The organism is Anaerofustis sp. LCP19S3_F7, assembly GCF_052119445.1.
GTDB classification, from domain to species: Bacteria; Bacillota; Clostridia; order Eubacteriales; family Anaerofustaceae; genus Anaerofustis; species Anaerofustis butyriciformans.
Genome location: NZ_JBQKFF010000007.1, coordinates 77,114 through 97,262 on the forward strand (window position 1 = coordinate 77,114; position 20,149 = coordinate 97,262).

Sequence of the window (20,149 nt, forward strand, 5' to 3'; positions counted from 1 at the left end):
TTGTTCAGGTACTAAAATTCATATAGTAGATATTGCAAATCGCAATATGTTTTACAATAACTCAATTTGTTCAGGTACTAAAATGTCAAATTGCAGAATTTATAAAAATTTTCATGAATTTATAAATTCCAGCATTCATAAAAGCACCCTCCTTTTACAATAACTCATATATATTATACCATAACTTATGATAAAAGGAAATTGTTTTCTAGGGTATTTAATGTTTCTAAATGCTTTGAATGAATAAATAGATTATCATTAAATATTTTTAATATAACATCACTTTTTATATTATAAATTTCTTCTTTTCCTATTTTATTTATTATCAATTTTAAGATGGTTATTAATTCTTTATCCTCCCATTTTTTAAAATAAGGATAATTACTTTCAATAAAAGATTTTATCGTTTCCATATTTGAAAGGGAATATATTATATCGTTTATAATATTTATACCGTCAATATATTCTTTATCCAAACATACATAATTTTCAATGCATATGGGGATTATAAACCATAAATCAAAATTATATGTAAGTTCTTTTATTTGTTTATAAAATTTTTCATATTCATCTTTTGATATCATATGTTCAATATTTTCAATAATTATCATTTGTTTTGAAGGACTAATTTGTTGTGTTTCTTTTATTAATATTAAAAAGTCTTTTAACAAATCTATATTTTTTATTCCTTCCAAATCTCTTTCATGTATATCTTTTATTGTTGAATGCTGTATTAAATTAAATAAATCTTCTCTTTTATATGTAAAGTTAATGTTTTTAAATTCGTTTTGGTTTATTTTTATATATATTTCTTCAAGGGCATTATCTATAATGTTTAACTGTCTTTGAAAATTTATATTTTGCATTTTATCATTTATATATTTATTAATTAGTCCGGTTTTAGTTATTTTTAGAATATTTATTAAGTCTTCTTTACCTTTTATTCTTATTATATCGAAGTAATTCCTTCCTAATTTTTCATCTTCTATTTTAATATTTTCTTCCATATTTTTTTCATATTCCATATATTTACCATTTGAAAAGTATTTATATATGGAATTTATTATAAAATCCTTAATATAAAAGTTTACTCCGCATAGCTGGGTTATTTGCATTAAATTTATAATATATTCTTTTTCTTTATTACATATTTGAACTTTCAAACTACTATCATCCTCTCACTTCCTATTACCTTTTCCGTTTCGTTTTTGCTTCCTATTAATATTTTCATGTCTTCATACTGTTTTTCGGTTATTGCTACAAGCCTGATATTGCCTTTTTTAGGTATTATTTTTTCTATTCTCTTTTCCATTCTTATTTTATAATCTCTGTCAGGACATGTTCTCATGTATACAGAATACTGCAGCATTATAAAACCTTCTTTTATTAATTCTTTTCTAAATAATCTATAATCTTTTCTTTCTCTTGATGTTTGAGTTGGTAAATCAAACATACATAAAAGTTTCATTACTTTATACCTCATTTTCTTTTCCAATATAATCTTCAACATTTGGAAAGATTATTTCTTCCTTTCTTCCTTCAAAATATCCGGCTATATTGTATACATATTCTTCAAGCATGTTGCATATATACATTTTTTTGTTGTTATATAAAACTTTATGATTTAAAAAGTTTATTAGTTCTCTCCTATGGTTAGGGGTGAAATATTTTTCTTCTTTTAAAAGATTATATGCAAAAAAATCTATAAATGGTCTAATAGGCTCTATTATGTCGTCAACGAAATTAAATCTGTTATATTCGTTTTTATGATGTATTCCAAGTTGAGTATTAAGTCCGTATCCAACGCATACTCTTGCTAAAAAGGACCTTATTATGGTATATCCATAGTTAAGTCCCGAATTTAATAAGATATCATCATTTCTTCTTGAAAATGAACATTCCATAAGTTCATTAAAATATATTTTTGCGCTGTGAGCTTCTCTGTTGTTTTCATCGTTATGCTGCATTTGTTTTATGAATTCATTCATTTTATTTTGAATATCTTCGCTTTTATCTAATAGCTTTAAAACTCTTATTTGATTTTTTATTTTTTCTTTAACTATCTTTTCCCAAAGAAGAGCATAAAAATTTTCATCTTTTTCAGTTTGATATTTTATTGTTTTTGATATTCTGCTGTGATTGTCAAAGGATGAATAAAATCCTATGGGCAGATGTTCTTGGTCGCATATTATTATTCCAACATTATTTTTTGCAAGAGCACATAACATCCTTGATGTTAGGTTTGTTTTTAAATTATCTAATACTATCATTGATAAGTCTCTTATAGGAACCCATATGACTTTTCCTTCTTTTGTTATTACGAGATTATCTAAGTTTAATTTTATATTTACTTCGTTTTCTATTAAAAGCACTCTAAATGCCATTGTTTTCTCCTTACAAATATAATAAAAAAGGACGTCCGAAGACGTCCTTGAGTTCGGCATAAAGCCTTATTTTAGTAGATCTGAATAAATTGAGTTATTGTAAAAATCTACAATAACATTATATATTCATTTTTAATAAATGTCAATATCCAAAGTGAAATCTTCGTCTTTTGCATAATATCTATTTCCAAGAATATCCACTCTTATTTTTTTTATCATCTTTGTTTTGCTTAATCCAATTTGTTTTTGTTTTTCGAAGTTTGGTGCAAAAATAGGTTTTGTTTCTATATAGTTTTTTGCTTTTGGTTTTGTTCTTGAAAGGAATCTTTCTATAAATATTTCTCCATCTTTTTCGTATTCTATAAAATCATTTTTATATAGCGAAAATTTATATTTCCAGCCAAGAGCTTTTAAATCCTCCATGCTTTGGTTTTCTTTTATAATTTTTTCGTTTCTTAAAGCAGTGTTATATTTTTCTTTATCTATAAAATATTTACCATCTTTACTTCTACAATCGGCATATTTTACTCCGATTAAATAATACTCTTTCTTTTCTTCGTTATAATAAACATCTGTTCTGTATGGATTTAAGCTTTCAAGGATAACTTTTTTGCTTCCTTTTTTATGACCGTATTTATGGGAAACATCAATACAAGAACCAACTTCTCCATCAAGATATTTTAAAATTTGTATTCTTACTCCGTTTCCTTTTTTTGAATATTTTCTTATATAATCTCCCGTTTCTTTTTCATATTCAACAAAAGGATTCTTACAGTCTTTATATTCGTTAAATATTTTTAATAAAATATCAAAAGTTTTTTTGTCATTTCTGTACATTAAGAAATCACTTTCTTTTCCTTTTTGTATTTTCGTTTTAAATGTTTTAAATCCATCATCTGTAAGGATATTGATTTTGTTTATTTTATATGTTTTTTCATCGTAGTTTCTTGTTCCTCTTATTGTTTGATTACATAAACCTCTATTTGCTTTTTTATCCACTTTATGCCAGAATTTAACTTCTTTTTCTGCTTTTAAGATGTTATTTCTTATTATATTCCATTTCTTTTCATACATTATATCGTCTAATTTTTCATCTTTTATTCCGGCAATCCATTGCATTTTATCTTTTATTTCATTATGCTCAAAGTCAATAAAATTTTCTTGGAATTTATGGTATGCATTATATCCCATTTTTGAATAACAAATAAGCATTGCATCCACTGCATGATGAGAATAACTCTCATCTCTGTCTTTTTTAAGTTTTAACTTATCTCTCATTTGATGAGTGAAGCTTCCTCTTATTACACTTATTTTTGTATCTTTGTTTTTTGATTTGAAATAGTTTTGTAAAGAATTTAGAACTACTCTTGAAGCATATCTTGTATCATTGATATTTCTTTGTATAAATCCTTTTAAAACTTCGATTTTCGTAATATCTTCTGTAAATAAAAGATTTTTAAGTTTATTCTTATTTATAAGATTTCTATCCTTTAAGTCAAGAGCATAACTCATGAATTCATCAAAATTCCATTTTCTGTCTATATCTTTTAGATACATATAAGGTGTAGTGTTTCCTTTTAGTTGGTTCTCTCTTCTGTATACCAATACTTTATTGCTTCTGCTGTCGTCAAATGATATTGATTTTGGAATTATATGGTCAATTTCAAATTTAGAATAATCATATATTAAGTCTTCTATATTTATGTATTCGCCGCTGTACATACATCTTCCGTCTTGTTCATTCCAAAGCTTTAATTTTAATGCAAGGTTTTTATGGTTATGAAAATGTTTGTCTTGAAGATCAATATTATACTCTTTAAATAATCTTTCTTTAATCTTTTTCATTTCATTTTCATTTGCTTTTTGCATTTTTTCAATATTTTTCTTTTCTTCCTCAGTGTTTCTATCTCTTGGCATTTCGATTACTATTTCATCGGGATATCCATATTTTTTTATTACGGCATTTATAGCATCAATTGTTATTGATATAGATTTTTTTACTACAGGATTATATATTTCTTTTGTTATTTCTTCCTTAGGTATTTTGTTATTTTCTTTAAATTTTTCACTATTTTTTTTGAAAAATCCCATTTCAGTAAGAAGTTCCATTTGATTTTTAGGTTCTTCATACATTTGTGGAATTAATTCTTTCATGATTTTTAAAGATAAAGATTGCCATTTTGAGAAAAGAGAAGAGTTTTTCTTTCTAAAAGCAATTAATATTTCTATTAATTCGTCACTAAAATTTAAATTAGAATTTTTTATTGCATTTAAAATTCCTTCTTTTTCGGTGTTTATTGTAAGAATTTCTGCAACTTTATCCAATGTTTCAATAGAAAAATCATTAATATCTATATCATGCTCTTCAAGTGTTCTTCTTAATTTATTATATTGTTCAAATTTATGAAAATCAGGTTTACCGTTTTTATCTTCTCTTGAACCAAACATGGTTTTAATATCTTCATTAGTAGCATTAGCTATTATTTTTAGCATATTCACTGTTTTTGATGTTTTAACAGTATTAATAATTTCTATTTTTTCTTCTTTTGTTAATTTTCTATTTCCTATTGTAATATTGTTTAGGTCATTTAATATGTTAAATTCTTGTGCTGTATAAGATGCCCCTGCGGCTCTTCTTTCATTTTCATATACACTACATTTTCCAATTAGTTTTTCAAATATATTTTCTTCTGTAATATAGTTTCCATTTTCATCTTTTTTTGTTGTGTATCTTCCGTAATCCGTTCTTGATTTCTCATTTCCAGGACCTACATAATATTCTCTTTTTCTGTCAAATATTGCTAAATAATCATCAATAAATTCTTTTGTAATAAAATTATGAAATTCACTTTGTTTATTTAGGAATTCTTCATTTTCTTTTCTATAAGATGATTTTGTAAAGATATTGCTAAATGTAATTGTTTCATCATTTTCTTTTACAATTGTTTCTCCTCTATATTTACCAAGAGTATTTAATCTTTCTAATTGAATTTGACAAGGGAATTTGTTTTTTAGCTCATTTTGATTTATTTCAATACCCTTTTGATAATCAGATTTACTTTTACTTGTTTCATCTATAGCATCATCTAGATAAGTAATACCCCTGTGTTTTAAAGAATTTAAAAGAACGTAATAAATTTCATTTTGTGTTAGTTTTTCGTTTAATCCTTTATTTTTTAAAATAAGTTGATTGTTTATTTTTTCTTTTGGAATTTCAAGATTATATTTTTCCCATAATCCTTTAAAATCACTTATTCTATTTTGTCTTCTTCGTATAAGTCTTTTTGTTTGTCTAAAACCTCTTCTTTCAACATTCTTGCTTGCATCGGCTTCTGTAAAAATATCAGATACAGCTTCAAGTACATTATAATCATCATCAATAACTGCAACGCCCACAGATGATGTGCCGATATCTAAGCCCAATTTAATACCCATTTACATACCTCCCGTTTATTTTCCTTGTTTCTAGTATAGCATATATTTTATTTTATCGTAGAATATGACAATATTTTTTTATGCTATTTGGTAAGATAGAGAAATATTTCCCACCTAATAAAAATTTTTATAATAAAAAAACACGTTATTACGTGTTTTTATCTAAATACTATCTCACCGTTATCCATAGAATCGATTATTGCAAGAGATTCAAGGTTGATTCCTTTTTCTCTGATAATTTTTCCACCTTCCTGCATTCCTTTTTCAATTACTATGCCTGCACCTTCTATTGTTGCTCCTGCTTCTTTTACAATTTGAATAAGTCCAAGAAGTGCGCATCCGTTTGCAAGAAAATCGTCTATTATAAGTACGTGGTCATCTTTATCTAAAAATTTCTTTGAAAGTATAACATCATAGATCTTATTGTGTGTAAATGATTTTACTTTTGAATGATATACTTCTCCGTCTATATTAATACTTTGGGTTTTTTTTGCAAATACCACATCTACTCCAAAATACTGTGCGGTTATACAGGCAATACCTATTCCTGATGCTTCTATTGTAAGTATTTTTGTTATTTTTTTGTCTTTAAATCTTCTTTTAAATTCTTTACCTATTTCATTTATTAGATTTATGTCCATTTGGTGATTTAAGAAACTGTCTACTTTTAGTACGTTTCCTTCTTTAACTGTTGCGTCTTTTAATATTTTGTTTTTTAATAGTTCCATTTTTTCGCCTCTCAGGATTTTTATGATTAAAATAATACATTATGTTTGTATATTTTTCAAGAATGTTATTAATAAAATAAAATTGTACTTATTATATATTGACAATATATATATTATTATATATAATGTACTCATAATATAAGTACAATTTAAAGGAGATGATTTTGTGGAAATTATTTTAAGTAATAATAGTAATAAACCAATATATGAACAAATAACATCTCAGATAAAAGCGATGATTATTAAAGGAGAGTTAAAACCGGGAGATTCTCTTCCTTCTATGAGAAAACTTGCAAAAGAACTTCATATAAGCGTAATAACATCTCAAAGAGTATATGAGGATTTGCAAAGAGATGGATTTATAGAATCAGGCGTTGGGAGAGGTACGTTTGTTTCAGCTCAAAATAATGATTTTATCAGAGAAGAAAATTTAAGAAAAGTTGAAAGCATGATTGAAGAAGTTGTAGATATATCAAAGGAAAATGATATTAAGAAAGAACAGCTTTTAAAACTTATTGATATGTTTTATGAGGAGGGTTAAGTTATGGAATATGTACTTGAGGTAAACAATCTTACAAAAGAATATAAGGATTTTAAACTTGATGATATTTCTTTAAAAATACCTAAAGGGAGCGTTGTTGGTTTAATAGGGGAAAACGGTGCAGGGAAGTCTACTTTTATAAATGCGATTTTAAATATTAATGAACCTGAAAAAGGTGAAGTGAAAATATTTAATAAAAATATTAATGAACATGAAAAATATATAAAAGAAGATATTGCGGTAATTTTTGATAAAAGTCATTATAGCGAATATATGAATGCTAAATTAATAGGTAAGATGCTTTCAAAGATATATAAAAATTGGGATAATGAAAAATATTATTCTTTACTTGAAAATTTTGGTCTGCCTGTTAATAAGAAAATAAAGAAATTCTCAAAAGGAATGAAAATGAAACTTGAATTTGCATTGGCACTTTCTCATAGTCCTAAATTTTTAATTCTTGATGAATCTACAAGTGGGCTCGATCCTGTATTTAGAGATGAAATTTTGGAGTTACTTAGAAGTTATACGGAAAATGAAGAAAACAGTATATTAATTTCTTCTCATATTACAAGTGATCTTGATAAAATATCAGATTATATAGCATTTATACATGAAGGGAGATTACAGTTTGTTAAAGAGTATGAAGATATACATGATAATTACGGTGTTCTTTCATGCAAAAAAGATTTCTTTGATAGTTTAAGCCCTGATGATATTGTTTTTTATAGAAAAGAAGCCTTTTCGTATAAAGTTTTGGTTAAAAACAGAATGGAGCTTATGAATATTTATAAAGATTTGATTATAGAAAATGCAAGTGTTGAAGATGTTATGTTATTTTACATTAAAGGAGAAAAGGTACAATGAAAGGAATAATATTTAAAGATTTTTATTTGGGATTTGGAATAAAAAAGAATTTAATTAGTTTTATATTTGCTTTTTTATTTATTGTTGCACTTATGATTTTTATGAGAACAAACTTTGGTTTTTTACTTTTTTGTGGTATAACACTTCCTATGCTTGGCTCCTCTTTGTTTCAAGTAACTGTTGAAGAAGATGAAAAAACTGATTTTGATAAAATACAGCTTACTTATCCAATGACCAAAAAAGAAATAATATTTTCAAAGTATTTGACCGGATTTATAATGCTTGGTTTATGTTTTATTTTAAATTTAATTGTATGTTATGTATATGTAGATATTTATAAAAGCATTTCATTATCTTCTGCTTTAAGTGTATTCTTATTTTCCATTGGAGTAGGGCTTATATTTAATGCTATAAGCTTCTTTATATTTGTACTTCTTGGAAATAAGAAAGGTGTTGTTTTATATATACTTCTTATTATGATGATTGCGGGATTTTATGGTGCAACTTCTTGGAGAGTTGATTATATATCTTATATAATGAATAATGTTCATATGATTCTTTCAATAGGATTAATAGCAGGTATTGTATTAATGATAATAAGTTATTTTGCTTCTTTGAAAATATATAAAAGGAGACATTCATAAAAAACTGCTCATTTAGGGCAGTTTTTTATATTTTTAATATTTAACTTATATATTTATTTTGGGGTTTAAATTATGTATTACAAAAGAGATAATATTTCTTAATTATTTTATTTAATACTATTTTATCTATTTTTTGTTAATGCTTTTTTATCTAATTTTTTTAAGTTTATACATAAGTTTTTTATTTAATGTAAATTATATAAATAAGAATTATATAGTAAGTATATAAAATATGTAAAAGTTTGCATAACAAGAAGTTTTATGATAAAATTTTTTATATATAGGGGGTGGATATTATGAATAAGAAACTCATTGCAATTATAACATGCATATTTTTAGTTCTTGGAACATTTTATGGATGTGGAAAAGAAGAGACTGCCGAAGTTAAGGTAGATGTTAATCCACTTACAGGACTTGAAGGCATATCAAAAGAAGCAGTTGGAAAACGACCAATTGCAGTAATGGTAAATAATCATAAGGAAGCTTTGCCGCAATATGGAATAGGGGACGCAGATATCATTTTTGAAATTCCTGTAGAAGGAAATATAACAAGACTTATGGCAATTTATGGTGATTATACTAAAGTACCAAGTGTTTGCCCTATAAGAAGCTGTAGATATTATTTCCCTATATTTGCAGATAGTTTTGACAGCATATATATTCACTGGGGTGGAAATGACTATGCTACAAATACCTTAAATAGTTTAGGTATAGATAGATTTGACGGTATGACCTATGGAACTGATTTATTTGATAGAGATCAAGACAGATTAAATAGCGGCTATGCTTTAGAACATACGGGATATTTAAAAGGAGAAAATATTCCTGAAGTTATTAAAAAAGAAAATATTAGAATAGATTTAAAGGAAGAAAAAAATAAACCTATATTTGCTTTTGAACCAATTGTGGAAGAAGAAGCTGTAGAGGAAGAACCTGGTTTCTTTGAAAAGTTATTTGGTGGAAAAGAAAAGGAAGAAACTAAAGAAGTTATTGAAACAACTAAACTTACTGCTTGCAACAAGGCTACATTAAATTTCTCTAATGAATATTATTCTACTTTTACATTTGACAGTGAAAGTAAAACTTATAAAAAACAACATAGTGGTAAAGAGCAAGTTGACGGAAAGACGAATGAACAGTTGGCTTTTACAAATGTATTTGTATTGGAAACCGATATAGGAATGCTTGGGATAGGGGAGTTAAAAGAAGTTGATTGGAAAGGTGGAAGCGGATATTATCTTTCAAACGGAAGAGTTCAGGAGATTAAATGGTCAAAAGATAGTGAAGAGGGTGATTTGAAAATTACTACTCTTGAAGGAAATGAGCTTCCAGTATATGAAGGGAAAAGTTATATAGGTGTTATACAAAAAGATAAAACTGATTTTGAATTAAATAAAGAAGATATACAAACAAGAGAAATATATTCACCTGAGCCTCAAGCTGCACAATAAAAAAGAGCGTTTAGCTCTTTTTTATTGTAATTATTTAAATAAATTTATATATGTTTTTATTTGTTTATTAAATCCTGTAATTCATTTAAAAATTGACATATATGAAATCCGTCACATACTGCATGGTGAACTTGTATAGATAATGGCATTAAGAACTTTTCATCTTCTTTATAATATCTTCCTAATGTGAAAATAGGTGATAAATAGGTATATCCTTTTTGAAGGTTTAAATTAAAACTTTCAAAAGTTGTCTAATGTATCATTGATACATTAAAGATATTACTTGGAATATTAGGTTTTGCATTTAATTTTTTTTGTTTCCGTATTGTTTTAAATCATTTTCATATTCATCATAAAAATCATCAATGTTTGATGTATACTTTGTCCAAATATTTGAAAAAGTTTTTGTATCTTTATGAAATATTGTATAGCAAGGTATCATTTCGTCATAAATGCCAAGCTCACCATTTTCATTAAAAGCTGTTTTAAATTCATCATGTTTATTTACAATATCTGTTATATAGTAAAGCATTGTTGGATATAAGTTTATATTTTTTGATTTTATTTTTGTAATATCTAATTTTATAGTCATACTATATGTACAAGGTATATTAGAAAAATAATGTTCAAAATATTCTTTCCTATTCCAATTATTTATATTTATTTTTTTAAATTGCATTTTAACTCCTTGATTGTAATTTTAATAAACTTTTTATTTTAAGTTAATTAAATTTATTCTGTTAAATCAGAAGTACAATGTGCGCATTTTGTGGCATCTGCTGGTATTTCACTTAAGCAATAAGGGCATTTTTTTGTTTTAGGTGATTCATCTTCTTTTTGTTTTCTTCCGATTGATGCTAATTTGTTTAACATTTTCACCATAACAAAGATAATAAATGCCATTATTAAAAAGTTTATTACGGCAGTTATAAAAGAACCATATCTAATTTGAACATCAAGTACTGTTATAACCATGTCTGAAAAATCAGTTCTGGCAAATAAGCCAATAATAGGGGAGATTATATCTTTAACAAGAGAGTTTATTATTGATTGAAAAGCACCCCCGATTATAACACCGACTGCTAAATCCATTACATTCCCTCTTAAAGCAAACTCTTTAAATTCATTAAGGAATTGTTTCATAAAAATTACCTCCTTTTTGTGCTAAATATTATACCGCATTTTGTGTTTTATTAAAACATAAAATCATAATAATATTTTAATAGTAAAAAATTGTAAAAAATATTATGAATTTTATAAAAACCTTTTTATTTTTTTGTTGACTTAATAGTGAAAAAACATTAAAATTAGTAGGTAGTATGTTTAAATTACGATAATAAACTAAACTTTTTTAGTATTTATATATATTTAAAATTTTATATTTTTATATATTTTTAACTCTAATACCAGAAACATAGTATTGTTTTGTTTGGTTAATTTTCGTTACATACTTAAAATTAAATATTTTTATTAATTAATTTAAAATAAGGAGGAGAAAATGGAATTATCACTTCCAGTAGTGCTAATTATAGCGGCTGTTATTGGGATAATTTGCTTTTTCATCGGTGGATATTATAAGCAGACATCTGGCGAAGGCAAACTTAGAAATGCCGAACAAACTGCTAATAAGATGGTCGAAGATGCTTTAAAAGAAGGCGAAAGAATAAAAAAAGAAAAGCTTATTGAAGCAAAAGACGAAGTGCTTAATTTAAAAACTGAATTTGACAAAGAAGCAAGAGCCAGAAGAGAAGAACTTCAACTTGTTGAAAAAAGAGTTCTTCAAAGAGAAGAAATGGCAGATAAAAGAAGCGATGCTTTAGATCATAAAGAAGCTTCTTTGATAAAGAAAAATGAAGAGCTTCTAAAAAAAGAAGATAAACTTGAAAAAACTCATCAAGAACAAATTAAAGAGCTTGAAAAGATTTCAAAACTAACATTTGAAGAAGCTAGACAACTACTTCTTTCTGATGTTGAAAAGCAAATTTCCAGAGAGACTGCATTACTTATTAAAAATAAGGAATTGGAAGCAAAGGAACAAGCTGATAAAAAAGCTATGGAAATTGTATCTTATGCAATTCAAAGATGTGCTGCCGATCATGTTGCAGAAACTACTGTTTCTGTAGTAAACTTACCTAACGATGAAATGAAAGGTAGAATAATCGGTAGAGAAGGAAGAAACATAAGAACAATTGAAACTTTAACGGGTATTGATTTAATTATTGATGATACTCCTGAAGCTGTTATTCTTTCAGGATTTGATCCTGTAAGAAGAGAAATTGCAAGAATTTCTCTTGAAAGACTTATTGTTGATGGAAGAATTCATCCTGCAAGAATTGAAGAAACAATTAAAAAAGCAGAAAAAGAAATTGATACAAAAATTAGAGAAATGGGTGAACAAGCGTTATTTGATACAAACGTTATGAAACTTCATCCTGATTTAACAAAACTTATAGGTAGACTTCATTATCGTACAAGTTACGGACAAAATGTATTAAAACATTCTATTGAAGTTGCAAACTTAGCGGGAATTATGGCAGATGAACTTGGTGCAAATGCAAAACTTGCAAGAAGAGCAGGTATGCTTCATGATATAGGTAAAGCAATTGACCATGAAGTTGAAGGAAGCCATGTTTCTATAGGTGTTGATTTATTAAAGAAATATAAAGAAAACAAAGAAGTTATTCATGCTGTTGAAGCTCACCACGGTGATGTTGAACCTGCAACTGTTGAAGCTGTATTGGTTCAAGCTGCTGATGCTATTTCTGCCGCTAGACCGGGAGCAAGAAGAGAAACACTTGAAAGCTATACAAAACGTCTTGAAAAATTAGAACAAATTGCAAATTCTTTTGAAGGCGTTGATAAATCTTATGCAATCCAAGCCGGAAGAGAAATCAGAGTTATGGTTAAACCAGAACAGGTAGATGATTTACAAATGGTTCATGTTGCAAAAGAAATAGCAAATATGGTTGAAAATGATCTTGAATATCCAGGTCATATCAAAGTAAGCATAATAAGAGAAACAAGAGCAACAGAATATGCAAAATAGTTAAAGAGGTAAAAATTGAAGATTTTAGTATTTGGTGATATATTCGCTAAATATGGAAGAAAGCTCATCGTTGATGAGCTTTCTGATATTAAAGCAGAATATAAAGCGGATTTTGTAATTGCAAACGGAGAAAATTCGGCTAACGGAAAAGGAATAACAAGAAAAGTATACAACGAACTTAGAAGTTGCGGTATTGATGTTATAACATCTGGAAATCACATTTGGGATAATAAAGATGTATATAATTTTATTCAAGAAGAAGATAGAATGATAAGACCTGCAAATTATCCTTATCCTTGTCCTGGAAGAGGATATGAAGTGTATAGAGTTGGAAAAGTAAGGGTAGGGGTTGTAAATTTATCTGGAACTACTTACTTAAATCCTCTTGATAATCCTTTTGATGTTGCAGATAAAATATATGAAGAAATAAAAAATATATGCGATATTATTATGTTAGATTTTCATGCAGAAGCAACAAGCGAAAAAATTGCAATGGGATATTTTGTTGATGGAAGATTTTCCGGTGTATATGGAACTCATACTCATGTTCAAACTGCAGACAACATGGTTTTGGAAAATGGAACAGGTTATATAACAGATGTTGGAATGTGCGGAAGTGTTGACGGGGTTATAGGCGTAGATAGAGAATTTATTGTAAAGAAATTTAGAGCACAAAGACCAACGGGTAAATATGCTCTTGCAATGGGAAGAAGACAGATAAATGGAGCTGTTTTTACTTTTGATGATGAGACTTTTAAATGCACAAATGTAGAAAGAATTTATAGGATATATGATTAAAACGGCAGTTTTGTCGTTTTTTTTTATAAAAAATACAGACTGTATTATACAGTCTGTATTTTTATATTATGGCTACCTATTTACATTTTTTCAAAAGATTTTCCCAGCGTTTATCTACTTCTTTTTGGAATTGTTCAATTAAATCTTCGTTTCCTTTTTTGAATAGATGTTTAAATCTTCCTTGTGGTCTTAAAAAATCTTCAATAGGAAGTTTTTTCTTTGGTTCATAGTTAAGTTTCCATTCTCCGTCTATTACTTCAAATAGTGGCCAGTAACATGTTTCTACTGCTAAGTTGCATATTTCAATAATATCAGAAGTATTATATCTCCAACCTCTTGGACAAGGAGACATTACATTTAGGAATGTTGCACCTTTTGTATATATTGCTTTTTCAGCTTTTAAATGTAAATCTCTAAAGTTTTGTACAAATGTTGTTTGCGCAACATATGGAGCATTATGTGCAACCATTATTTCAGTAAGGTCTTTTCTGTTTTGAAGTTTTCCGTTACTTTTTTTACCAACAGGTGTTGTTGTTGTATCGGCGTACATTGGAGTAGCTGAAGAACGTTGGATACCAGTGTTCATATAAGCACCGTTATCATAGCAAACGTAAGTAAAGTCATGGTTACGTTCAACTGCTCCTGATAGAGATTGAAGTCCTATATCGTATGTACCTCCGTCTCCACCGAATACAATAAATTTAAAATTTGGATCTTTTTTAAGTTTTCCTTTTCTTTTTAATGCCTTATATGCACCTTCAACACCGCTTATAGTTGCAGCTGCGTTTTCAAATGCATTATGTATATAACTGTCTTCCCAAGATGTATAAGGATATATAAATGTTGATACTTCCATACAACTGGTGGCATTGCCTATTACAGCTTTATCTTCAGGTTTTAACCCTCTTAGTACGTTTCTTACTGTGATTGTTCCTCCGCATCCTGCACACATTCTGTGTCCCGGTGCTAAACGTTCAGGTCTGCTCATTATTTCTTTAAAATTATAACTCATACTGCCACCTCTATTCTCTTACACCCATAAATCTGTAAGTATCGTATTTTTCATTAGATTTATGTATATTTTCAAGTTCGTTAAATACATTTTCCATATCGTCTACAGTAACGTCTCTTCCTCCAAGACCATAAATATAGTTTACTGCTTTGCAATTATTATTTGCTTTATAAAGAGAAGACATAACTTCGCTTCCAAGAGGACCTCCTTGAGAACTAAAGCTTTCAGCTCTATCCATTATTGCAACGGCTTTTACGTTTTTAAGAGCCTGTGCAATTTCTTCTGCAGGGAAAGGTCTGAATACTCTTACTTTTAAAAGTCCCACTTTTTTGTCTTCTTTTCTCATTTTATCTATTGTATCTTTTGTTGTTCCTGCTGCAGAACCAATGATTACTACTGCATAATCAGCATCATCTAATTTGTATTCTTCAAAAAGTCCGTATTTCCTTCCTGAAATTTTTTCAAACTTTTCTGCAATGTCAAGTATAACTTGTTTTGCATTTTTCATTGCATTAGCTTGTGCAACTTTTGCTTCCATATAATAATCAGTTACTGAATAAGCTCCGATTGCAAAAGATTTTTTAGGATTTAAAAGATATTTTTCAGGTTCGTATTCGCCTACAAAATCTTTAACATCTTTATCATCTAAAAGCTCTATATTTTCAACTGCATGAGATGTTATAAATCCGTCTTGACAAATCATTATAGGGAGTAATACATCTTTATTTTCTGCAATAGGATAAGCTTGAATTATATTATCATATGCTTCTTGATTGTTTTCAGAATATATTTGAATCCAGCCTGAATCTCTTGCTCCCATACTGTCTGAGTGGTCACAGTTTATGTTTATAGGTCCTGATAGGGCTCTGTTTACAAGTGTAAGTAAAATAGGAAGTCTGTCTGATGCTGCAACGTATAGTTCTTCCCACATAAAAGCAAGTCCGCAAGATGATGTTGCTGTAACACTTCTTGCTCCTGCTGCCTCGGCACCTACTGCTGCACTCATTGAAGAATGTTCACTTTCAACTGTGATAAATTCTGTATTTACTTTTCCGTTAGATACAAAAGATGCGAAATATTGTGGTATTTCTGTAGATGGAGTAATTGGAAATGCAGGGAATACATCCGGATTAATTTGTTTTAGAGCGTATGCTGCCGCTTCGTTTCCTGATAATCTGTCTTTCTTTGTCATTATTTTACTCCTTCCATTTTTATTGCACCAAATGGGCAAATTTTTACGCATATTCCACAACCTTTACAGTGGTTTACATCAACTGCAACTCTGTGATTATTGCAAATTGGTATTGCACTGTCGGGACAAGCTTGTGCACATAAAAGACATTGTCTACATTCTTCCTCGATTACTTTAGGTTTTACACTTGTCCATTCTCCTGTATTAAATAATTTAGAAGTACCGCCTTCATCTATTGTCATTGCTGTTGTAAGTTCGTGCCATGCGGGTTTTTTACTTAATTTTTTTATATCAGCCATATTATCTTACCTCCCTTAATGCCATTTTAAGAGCTTTCATGTTTCCGCTTACAACTTCATGTTTGTTTGCGAATTTATGTTCAAAAGATGCTTTCATTTCTTTTAAAAATAAATCTTCATCCATTATTTTCGATACTTTAACTATTGCTGCAAGCATTGGAGAGTTTGGAAAGTATTTTCCAAGACAAGCCATTGAAACTTTTTTTGCGTCTATTGTATAGATATCGCCTTTATAATCATTTAGAAGGTGTTTTATTTCTTCTTTATCTTTTGTTGTATTTATTACTATAGCACCGTCTTCTTTAAGTCCTTTTGTTACATCAACGCTGTCAAGTAAACTTTCGTCTACAACTACCACGAATTGTGGTGTATATATATTTGAATGCACTCTTACAGGAGTATCGCTTATACGGTTATATGCAGTTATTGGTGCTCCCATACGTTCTGGTCCGTATTCAGGGAAACCTTGTACATATTTTCCTGTTTGGAAGGCAACATCGGCAAGTAACAAAGCTGCAGTTTTTGCTCCTTGACCGCCTCTTCCGTGCCATCTTATTTCTACACAGTTATTCATATTTTATCTCCTTTATATATAGTAAATTAAAGTATACCCGCATATTATATCAGAATTTTCTGAAAATTACAAACAATAATTTCCAAAATAATAAAAATATTTAGAAAATTATTGAAATTTATTATTCTTTTTATATTAATTTCTTCGACAAAAAGCACAAAAGTTCTATAAATAGTTATGATATTATGATTTTAGATTTTCATAGTAATATTTAAAGAAAGTCATTATAAAATTCATTAATTATGGGAATAATACAAGTTTTATTACATATTAATTAATGAAGAAATTAACTTATTAATAACTTATATTTTAGGAGGAAACATTATGGAAGTATTGAAAGTATCATCCGGTTCAAACCCTAATTCTGTTGCGGGGGCGCTTGCGGGTGTAATTAGAGAAAGTGATCAGGCAGAGGTTCAGGCAATTGGAGCAGGAGCGTTAAATCAAGCGATAAAAGCCATAGCCATTGCCAGAGGATATGTTGCTCCGGGAGGGCATGATCTTGTTTGTATTCCCGCATTTACGGAAGTTGAAATAAATGGCAGTGACAGAACAGGAATTAAATTAATAGTTAAAAGCAGATAAGGCACTACATTGTAGTGCTTTTTTTATTGATATTTTTGTTTTTATGGTATTATTTATTAAGGTGGTAAAATGATAAAAACATGTTTAAATTCAAATCAGATTAAAATTATTGCTTTAATATTAATGCTTATAGACCATATTGGAGGAGTTTTAATAGAAAATGGTATATTAAATTTTAGTGAATTTTGGGGAAGAGATGCATTGTTTTGGTTTAATCTTGATTATGCTTTGAGATTTATTGGAAGAATATCTTTTCCTTTATTTTGCTATTTTATTGTAGAAGGTTTTTTGCATAAAAAAAATATAAAAAATTATTTATGTAGGATATTAATATTTGCTTTTATTTCTGAAATTCCTTTTGATTTAGCATTTCATAATTTATTTTTTTATTTGGGATATCAAAATGTTTTGTTTGAATTTGCTCTTGCTGTTTTGATGCTTTGGGCTTTAAGTAAAAATAACGGAGAAATTGTTAAGCAGGGGGTAATAATATTTATTTTTGGTATTTTAAGTTATTATCTTCGTTTGGATTATGATTATATAGGTATTCTACTAATAGCTATATTTTATTTGTTTAGAAATGATAAATCAATGATGTTTTTATTATCCGGTGTTTTACTTATGTATAGTTCGAGAAGATTTTTTTGCATAAGTGTATTTTCTCTTTTAATTATTAATATGTATAATGGATTAAAGGGAAAATTAAATATAAAATATCTTTTTTATTTGTTTTATCCTATTCATTTAACTTTGCTTGTTTTTATTCGAATTTATATTTTGGGTATTTTTATAAATTAAAAAAAAAGACAGTATATACTGTCTTTTTTATTTTAGTTTTACTTTTATTTTTTCATATGCTTCTTCTGTATTATGCATTTGAATAACTTCCATTATTTCTTTTATTCCCACCTCAATATTATCAAGCATTTCTCTGTCAATATTGTAATTTAAAAACAGATTTTCTAAATATTGAGAGATAAAAACACTGCTTTGTGCAATCTCAATAAATTTATCAAAGTTATTACTATTTGCTGCGTTTCTAAATTTTGCTATGTCTTTTTCGATAAATTTTACTATTTCATCAACACTTGCGTATTTTTCTTCCCATAGTGGATATGGCTTAAGTCTTTGTAGATAAAATTTGTCTTCTCTTGTAATTGTGAAGATATAAGAAACCATACATTTTTCATTTATATCAAATTCGACCAAATGCATTTGACTATTGAACTTGCTTATTTTTGCACCAAGTTGTTTTAGACTAAAGTCTATTATATCTCCGCTTACTGAATTCCTATTCATGCTAAATCTCCTTTCTTCTTATTAGAATCGTATTAATAAATATATAGATGATATTATTATTGATATAGTCATTAACGGAAAACCTATTTTCATGTAATGTTTAAAAGTTATAGGATAACCGTTTTTGTTGCTTATGCTTGATAGAACTACATTTGCAGATGCACCGATTAATGTTCCGTTACCTCCAAGACAAGCACCTAAAGATAATGCCCACCATAATGGTGTTACGTCAATATTTCCTGTTTGTTGCATTGTAAGAATTAGTGGTATTAAAGTTGCAACGAAAGGAATATTATCAAGGAATGAAGAAATAATTGCGGATGCCCAAAGTATTATAATCATTGTAAGTACCATATTCCCACTTGTAGCAGACACCAATAAGTTAGCTAATTTATCGATTACTCCTGTTTCTTCAAGACCTCCTACTACTATAAATAGTCCTATAAAGAAAAGTATTGTTGACCATTCTACTCCAAGAATTATTTCTTCTGCATCTTGTTTTCCTATAAGTAACATAATTATAGCAGCAAGAAGTGCTATAACGCAAGATTCCATTTGTAGCTGAGAATGGAAAATAAATCCGATTACAACAAGAACAATAAGAACAATACTTTTTATCATTAAAGATTTATCTTTTATTGCTTTGTTTTCATCCATTTCCATTACTTTACTTATATTTTCTTCATCAACAATAAGTTGTTTTTTATAAATTAAAAGAAAATATATTATTGCTGTAATAATAATGAATATTACAGGTAGTCCTGTATTTAATATAAAATCTGTAAATCCTAAATTTGCAGCGCTTCCAATCATTATGTTTGGCGGGTCCCCAATTAGTGTTGCAGTACCACCTATATTTGAAGCCATAATTTGAGTAATAAGGAATGGTATGGGATTAATATTTAATATTCTTGTTATTGCTATTGTCATTGGACCAATTAATAAAACTGTAGTAACATTATCAAGGAATGCTGACAAAATAGCAGTTATTAAAATGAATATAATCATTATATTAACCGGTTTTCCTTTTGCAATTTTAGCCGACTTGATTGCTATGTATTCAAATATACCTGAATTTTTTACTACAGCTACAAAAAGCATCATGCCAACCAATACGCCGACCGTATTTATATCTACATATGATATGCTTGTTTCTATTGTTAAAATATGTGTAACAATAAGAAGTATTGCACCTGTAATTGCTGCAACGGTTCGGTGAATTCTTTCTGTCATAATTGCCGTCATTGTAATTAAAAAGATTACTATTGAAATAATTTGCTCTGTTGTCATTTTT

The 20,149-nt window shown here is 27.9% G+C and carries 20 protein-coding genes, 1 pseudogene and 1 CRISPR repeat array (1 of these 22 only partly in view); of the genes and pseudogenes, 8 read left to right on the plus strand and 13 right to left on the minus strand.

Annotation, left to right across the window (positions count from 1 at the left end; all coding sequences use genetic code 11):
• Nucleotides 1-84: direct repeats of the CRISPR family, unit length 36 nt; unit sequence GTTTTACAATAACTCAATTTGTTCAGGTACTAAAAT (it extends 1,338 nt beyond the left edge of the window).
• A 101-nt stretch (nucleotides 85-185) separates the two neighbouring features.
• The 5 genes from csn2-St to ACTQYZ_RS07955 all read right to left on the minus strand — a co-directional run bounded on the left by csn2-St (nucleotide 186) and on the right by ACTQYZ_RS07955 (nucleotide 6,547).
• Complete coding sequence (csn2-St, locus tag ACTQYZ_RS07935) at nucleotides 186-1,163, minus strand: CRISPR-associated protein Csn2-St (RefSeq protein WP_441416357.1); 978 nt, start codon at nucleotides 1,161-1,163, stop codon at nucleotides 186-188.
• Nucleotides 1,160-1,468, minus strand: coding sequence for a CRISPR-associated endonuclease Cas2 (gene cas2, locus ACTQYZ_RS07940; protein ID WP_441022328.1), 309 nt, complete (start codon nucleotides 1,466-1,468; stop codon nucleotides 1,160-1,162). Before cas2 ends, csn2-St begins: the two co-directional genes overlap by 4 nt.
• A 4-nt stretch (nucleotides 1,469-1,472) precedes the next feature.
• Entirely contained in the window at nucleotides 1,473-2,384 is a 912-nt protein-coding gene (gene cas1, locus ACTQYZ_RS07945; RefSeq protein ID WP_441416358.1) for a type II CRISPR-associated endonuclease Cas1, read from the minus strand.
• Between the two features lie 132 nt (nucleotides 2,385-2,516).
• Nucleotides 2,517-5,819 (minus strand): type II CRISPR RNA-guided endonuclease Cas9, encoded by a 3,303-nt coding sequence (gene cas9, locus ACTQYZ_RS07950; protein ID WP_441416359.1) that lies wholly within the window; start codon nucleotides 5,817-5,819, stop codon nucleotides 2,517-2,519.
• Nucleotides 5,820-5,977: 158 nt separating this feature from the next.
• Nucleotides 5,978-6,547 (minus strand): xanthine phosphoribosyltransferase, encoded by a 570-nt coding sequence (locus tag ACTQYZ_RS07955; RefSeq protein ID WP_441022322.1) that lies wholly within the window; start codon nucleotides 6,545-6,547, stop codon nucleotides 5,978-5,980.
• Between the two features lie 166 nt (nucleotides 6,548-6,713).
• Between ACTQYZ_RS07955 and ACTQYZ_RS07960 the strand changes: the two genes are divergently transcribed.
• From ACTQYZ_RS07960 to ACTQYZ_RS07975, 4 genes are all read left to right on the plus strand, one after another.
• Entirely contained in the window at nucleotides 6,714-7,088 is a 375-nt protein-coding gene (locus ACTQYZ_RS07960) for a GntR family transcriptional regulator (protein WP_441022320.1), read from the plus strand.
• 3 nt (nucleotides 7,089-7,091) lie between these two features.
• A complete protein-coding gene (locus ACTQYZ_RS07965) occupies nucleotides 7,092-7,955 on the plus strand; it encodes an ABC transporter ATP-binding protein (protein WP_441416360.1) in 864 nt (287 codons plus the stop codon).
• Nucleotides 7,952-8,599: an ABC-2 transporter permease gene (locus ACTQYZ_RS07970; protein WP_441416361.1), complete on the plus strand. Its 648-nt coding sequence runs from the start codon at nucleotides 7,952-7,954 to the stop codon at nucleotides 8,597-8,599. The genes ACTQYZ_RS07965 and ACTQYZ_RS07970 overlap by 4 nt, the downstream gene beginning before the upstream one ends.
• A 296-nt stretch (nucleotides 8,600-8,895) precedes the next feature.
• Nucleotides 8,896-10,050, plus strand: coding sequence for a DUF3048 domain-containing protein (locus ACTQYZ_RS07975; protein WP_441416362.1), 1,155 nt, complete (start codon nucleotides 8,896-8,898; stop codon nucleotides 10,048-10,050).
• A 56-nt stretch (nucleotides 10,051-10,106) separates the two neighbouring features.
• On the opposite strand, the pseudogene catA reads toward ACTQYZ_RS07975, so the two are convergent.
• Together catA and mscL are read right to left on the minus strand one after the other, a co-directional pair.
• Nucleotides 10,107-10,729, minus strand: a pseudogene (gene catA / locus ACTQYZ_RS07980) (type A chloramphenicol O-acetyltransferase).
• 53 nt (nucleotides 10,730-10,782) lie between these two features.
• The gene (gene mscL / locus ACTQYZ_RS07985) at nucleotides 10,783-11,193 is read right to left on the minus strand and encodes a large conductance mechanosensitive channel protein MscL (protein WP_441022312.1); all 411 of its coding nucleotides are present in this window, start codon (nucleotides 11,191-11,193) and stop codon (nucleotides 10,783-10,785) included.
• A gap of 355 nt (nucleotides 11,194-11,548) precedes the next feature.
• Here mscL and rny point away from each other — a divergent pair, with 355 nt between their 5' ends.
• Entirely contained in the window at nucleotides 11,549-13,096 is a 1,548-nt protein-coding gene (rny, locus tag ACTQYZ_RS07990) for a ribonuclease Y (RefSeq protein ID WP_138269335.1), read from the plus strand.
• A 15-nt stretch (nucleotides 13,097-13,111) separates the two neighbouring features.
• Nucleotides 13,112-13,894 carry a TIGR00282 family metallophosphoesterase gene (locus tag ACTQYZ_RS07995; protein ID WP_441022311.1) on the plus strand — a complete coding sequence of 261 codons (783 nt, stop codon included), beginning with the start codon at nucleotides 13,112-13,114 and terminating at the stop codon, nucleotides 13,892-13,894.
• A 76-nt stretch (nucleotides 13,895-13,970) separates the two neighbouring features.
• Here ACTQYZ_RS07995 and ACTQYZ_RS08000 read toward each other — a convergent pair whose 3' ends face one another.
• Genes ACTQYZ_RS08000 through ACTQYZ_RS08015 form a run of 4 tightly spaced genes read right to left on the minus strand, consistent with a single transcriptional unit; the run spans nucleotide 13,971 to nucleotide 16,971 of the window.
• Complete coding sequence (locus ACTQYZ_RS08000) at nucleotides 13,971-14,906, minus strand: thiamine pyrophosphate-dependent enzyme (protein ID WP_441022309.1); 936 nt, start codon at nucleotides 14,904-14,906, stop codon at nucleotides 13,971-13,973.
• 10 nt (nucleotides 14,907-14,916) lie between these two features.
• Nucleotides 14,917-16,098 carry a pyruvate ferredoxin oxidoreductase gene (porA, locus tag ACTQYZ_RS08005; RefSeq protein ID WP_441416363.1) on the minus strand — a complete coding sequence of 394 codons (1,182 nt, stop codon included), beginning with the start codon at nucleotides 16,096-16,098 and terminating at the stop codon, nucleotides 14,917-14,919.
• On the minus strand, nucleotides 16,098-16,397 hold the full coding sequence (locus ACTQYZ_RS08010) for a 4Fe-4S binding protein (RefSeq protein ID WP_441416364.1): 300 nt from the start codon (nucleotides 16,395-16,397) through the stop codon (nucleotides 16,098-16,100). The genes porA and ACTQYZ_RS08010 overlap by 1 nt, the downstream gene beginning before the upstream one ends.
• A 1-nt stretch (nucleotide 16,398) precedes the next feature.
• Complete coding sequence (locus ACTQYZ_RS08015; RefSeq protein ID WP_441022303.1) at nucleotides 16,399-16,971, minus strand: 2-oxoacid:acceptor oxidoreductase family protein; 573 nt, start codon at nucleotides 16,969-16,971, stop codon at nucleotides 16,399-16,401.
• Between the two features lie 324 nt (nucleotides 16,972-17,295).
• Here ACTQYZ_RS08015 and ACTQYZ_RS08020 point away from each other — a divergent pair, with 324 nt between their 5' ends.
• Entirely contained in the window at nucleotides 17,296-17,556 is a 261-nt protein-coding gene (locus tag ACTQYZ_RS08020) for a stage V sporulation protein S (protein WP_007049799.1), read from the plus strand.
• Between the two features lie 69 nt (nucleotides 17,557-17,625).
• A complete protein-coding gene (locus tag ACTQYZ_RS08025; RefSeq protein WP_441022301.1) occupies nucleotides 17,626-18,354 on the plus strand; it encodes a TraX family protein in 729 nt (242 codons plus the stop codon).
• Between the two features lie 27 nt (nucleotides 18,355-18,381).
• Here the strand turns inward: ACTQYZ_RS08025 and ACTQYZ_RS08030 are convergent, their stop codons facing one another.
• Both ACTQYZ_RS08030 and ACTQYZ_RS08035 read right to left on the minus strand, forming a co-directional pair.
• Nucleotides 18,382-18,855, minus strand: coding sequence for a hypothetical protein (locus tag ACTQYZ_RS08030; protein WP_441022299.1), 474 nt, complete (start codon nucleotides 18,853-18,855; stop codon nucleotides 18,382-18,384).
• Nucleotides 18,856-18,876: 21 nt separating this feature from the next.
• Nucleotides 18,877-20,145, minus strand: a complete 1,269-nt coding sequence (locus tag ACTQYZ_RS08035) for an SLC13 family permease (RefSeq protein WP_441416365.1) — start codon at nucleotides 20,143-20,145, stop codon at nucleotides 18,877-18,879.
• Between the last annotated feature and the right edge of the window lie 4 nt (nucleotides 20,146-20,149).

Coding starts and splice junctions, on each gene's coding strand:
- cas2 (WP_441022328.1), bottom strand. CDS start 1,468: ATGAAACTTTTATGTATGTTTGATTTACCAACTCAAACATCAAGAGAA.
- cas1 (WP_441416358.1), bottom strand. CDS start 2,384: ATGGCATTTAGAGTGCTTTTAATAGAAAACGAAGTAAATATAAAATTA.
- cas9 (WP_441416359.1), bottom strand. CDS start 5,819: ATGGGTATTAAATTGGGCTTAGATATCGGCACATCATCTGTGGGCGTT.
- ACTQYZ_RS07955 (WP_441022322.1), bottom strand. CDS start 6,547: ATGGAACTATTAAAAAACAAAATATTAAAAGACGCAACAGTTAAAGAA.
- ACTQYZ_RS07965 (WP_441416360.1), top strand. CDS start 7,092: ATGGAATATGTACTTGAGGTAAACAATCTTACAAAAGAATATAAGGAT.
- ACTQYZ_RS07970 (WP_441416361.1), top strand. CDS start 7,952: ATGAAAGGAATAATATTTAAAGATTTTTATTTGGGATTTGGAATAAAA.
- ACTQYZ_RS07975 (WP_441416362.1), top strand. CDS start 8,896: ATGAATAAGAAACTCATTGCAATTATAACATGCATATTTTTAGTTCTT.
- mscL (WP_441022312.1), bottom strand. CDS start 11,193: ATGAAACAATTCCTTAATGAATTTAAAGAGTTTGCTTTAAGAGGGAAT.
- rny (WP_138269335.1), top strand. CDS start 11,549: ATGGAATTATCACTTCCAGTAGTGCTAATTATAGCGGCTGTTATTGGG.
- ACTQYZ_RS08000 (WP_441022309.1), bottom strand. CDS start 14,906: ATGAGTTATAATTTTAAAGAAATAATGAGCAGACCTGAACGTTTAGCA.
- porA (WP_441416363.1), bottom strand. CDS start 16,098: ATGACAAAGAAAGACAGATTATCAGGAAACGAAGCGGCAGCATACGCT.
- ACTQYZ_RS08010 (WP_441416364.1), bottom strand. CDS start 16,397: ATGGCTGATATAAAAAAATTAAGTAAAAAACCCGCATGGCACGAACTT.
- ACTQYZ_RS08015 (WP_441022303.1), bottom strand. CDS start 16,971: ATGAATAACTGTGTAGAAATAAGATGGCACGGAAGAGGCGGTCAAGGA.
- ACTQYZ_RS08020 (WP_007049799.1), top strand. CDS start 17,296: ATGGAAGTATTGAAAGTATCATCCGGTTCAAACCCTAATTCTGTTGCG.
- ACTQYZ_RS08025 (WP_441022301.1), top strand. CDS start 17,626: ATGATAAAAACATGTTTAAATTCAAATCAGATTAAAATTATTGCTTTA.
- ACTQYZ_RS08030 (WP_441022299.1), bottom strand. CDS start 18,855: ATGAATAGGAATTCAGTAAGCGGAGATATAATAGACTTTAGTCTAAAA.
- ACTQYZ_RS08035 (WP_441416365.1), bottom strand. CDS start 20,145: ATGACAACAGAGCAAATTATTTCAATAGTAATCTTTTTAATTACAATG.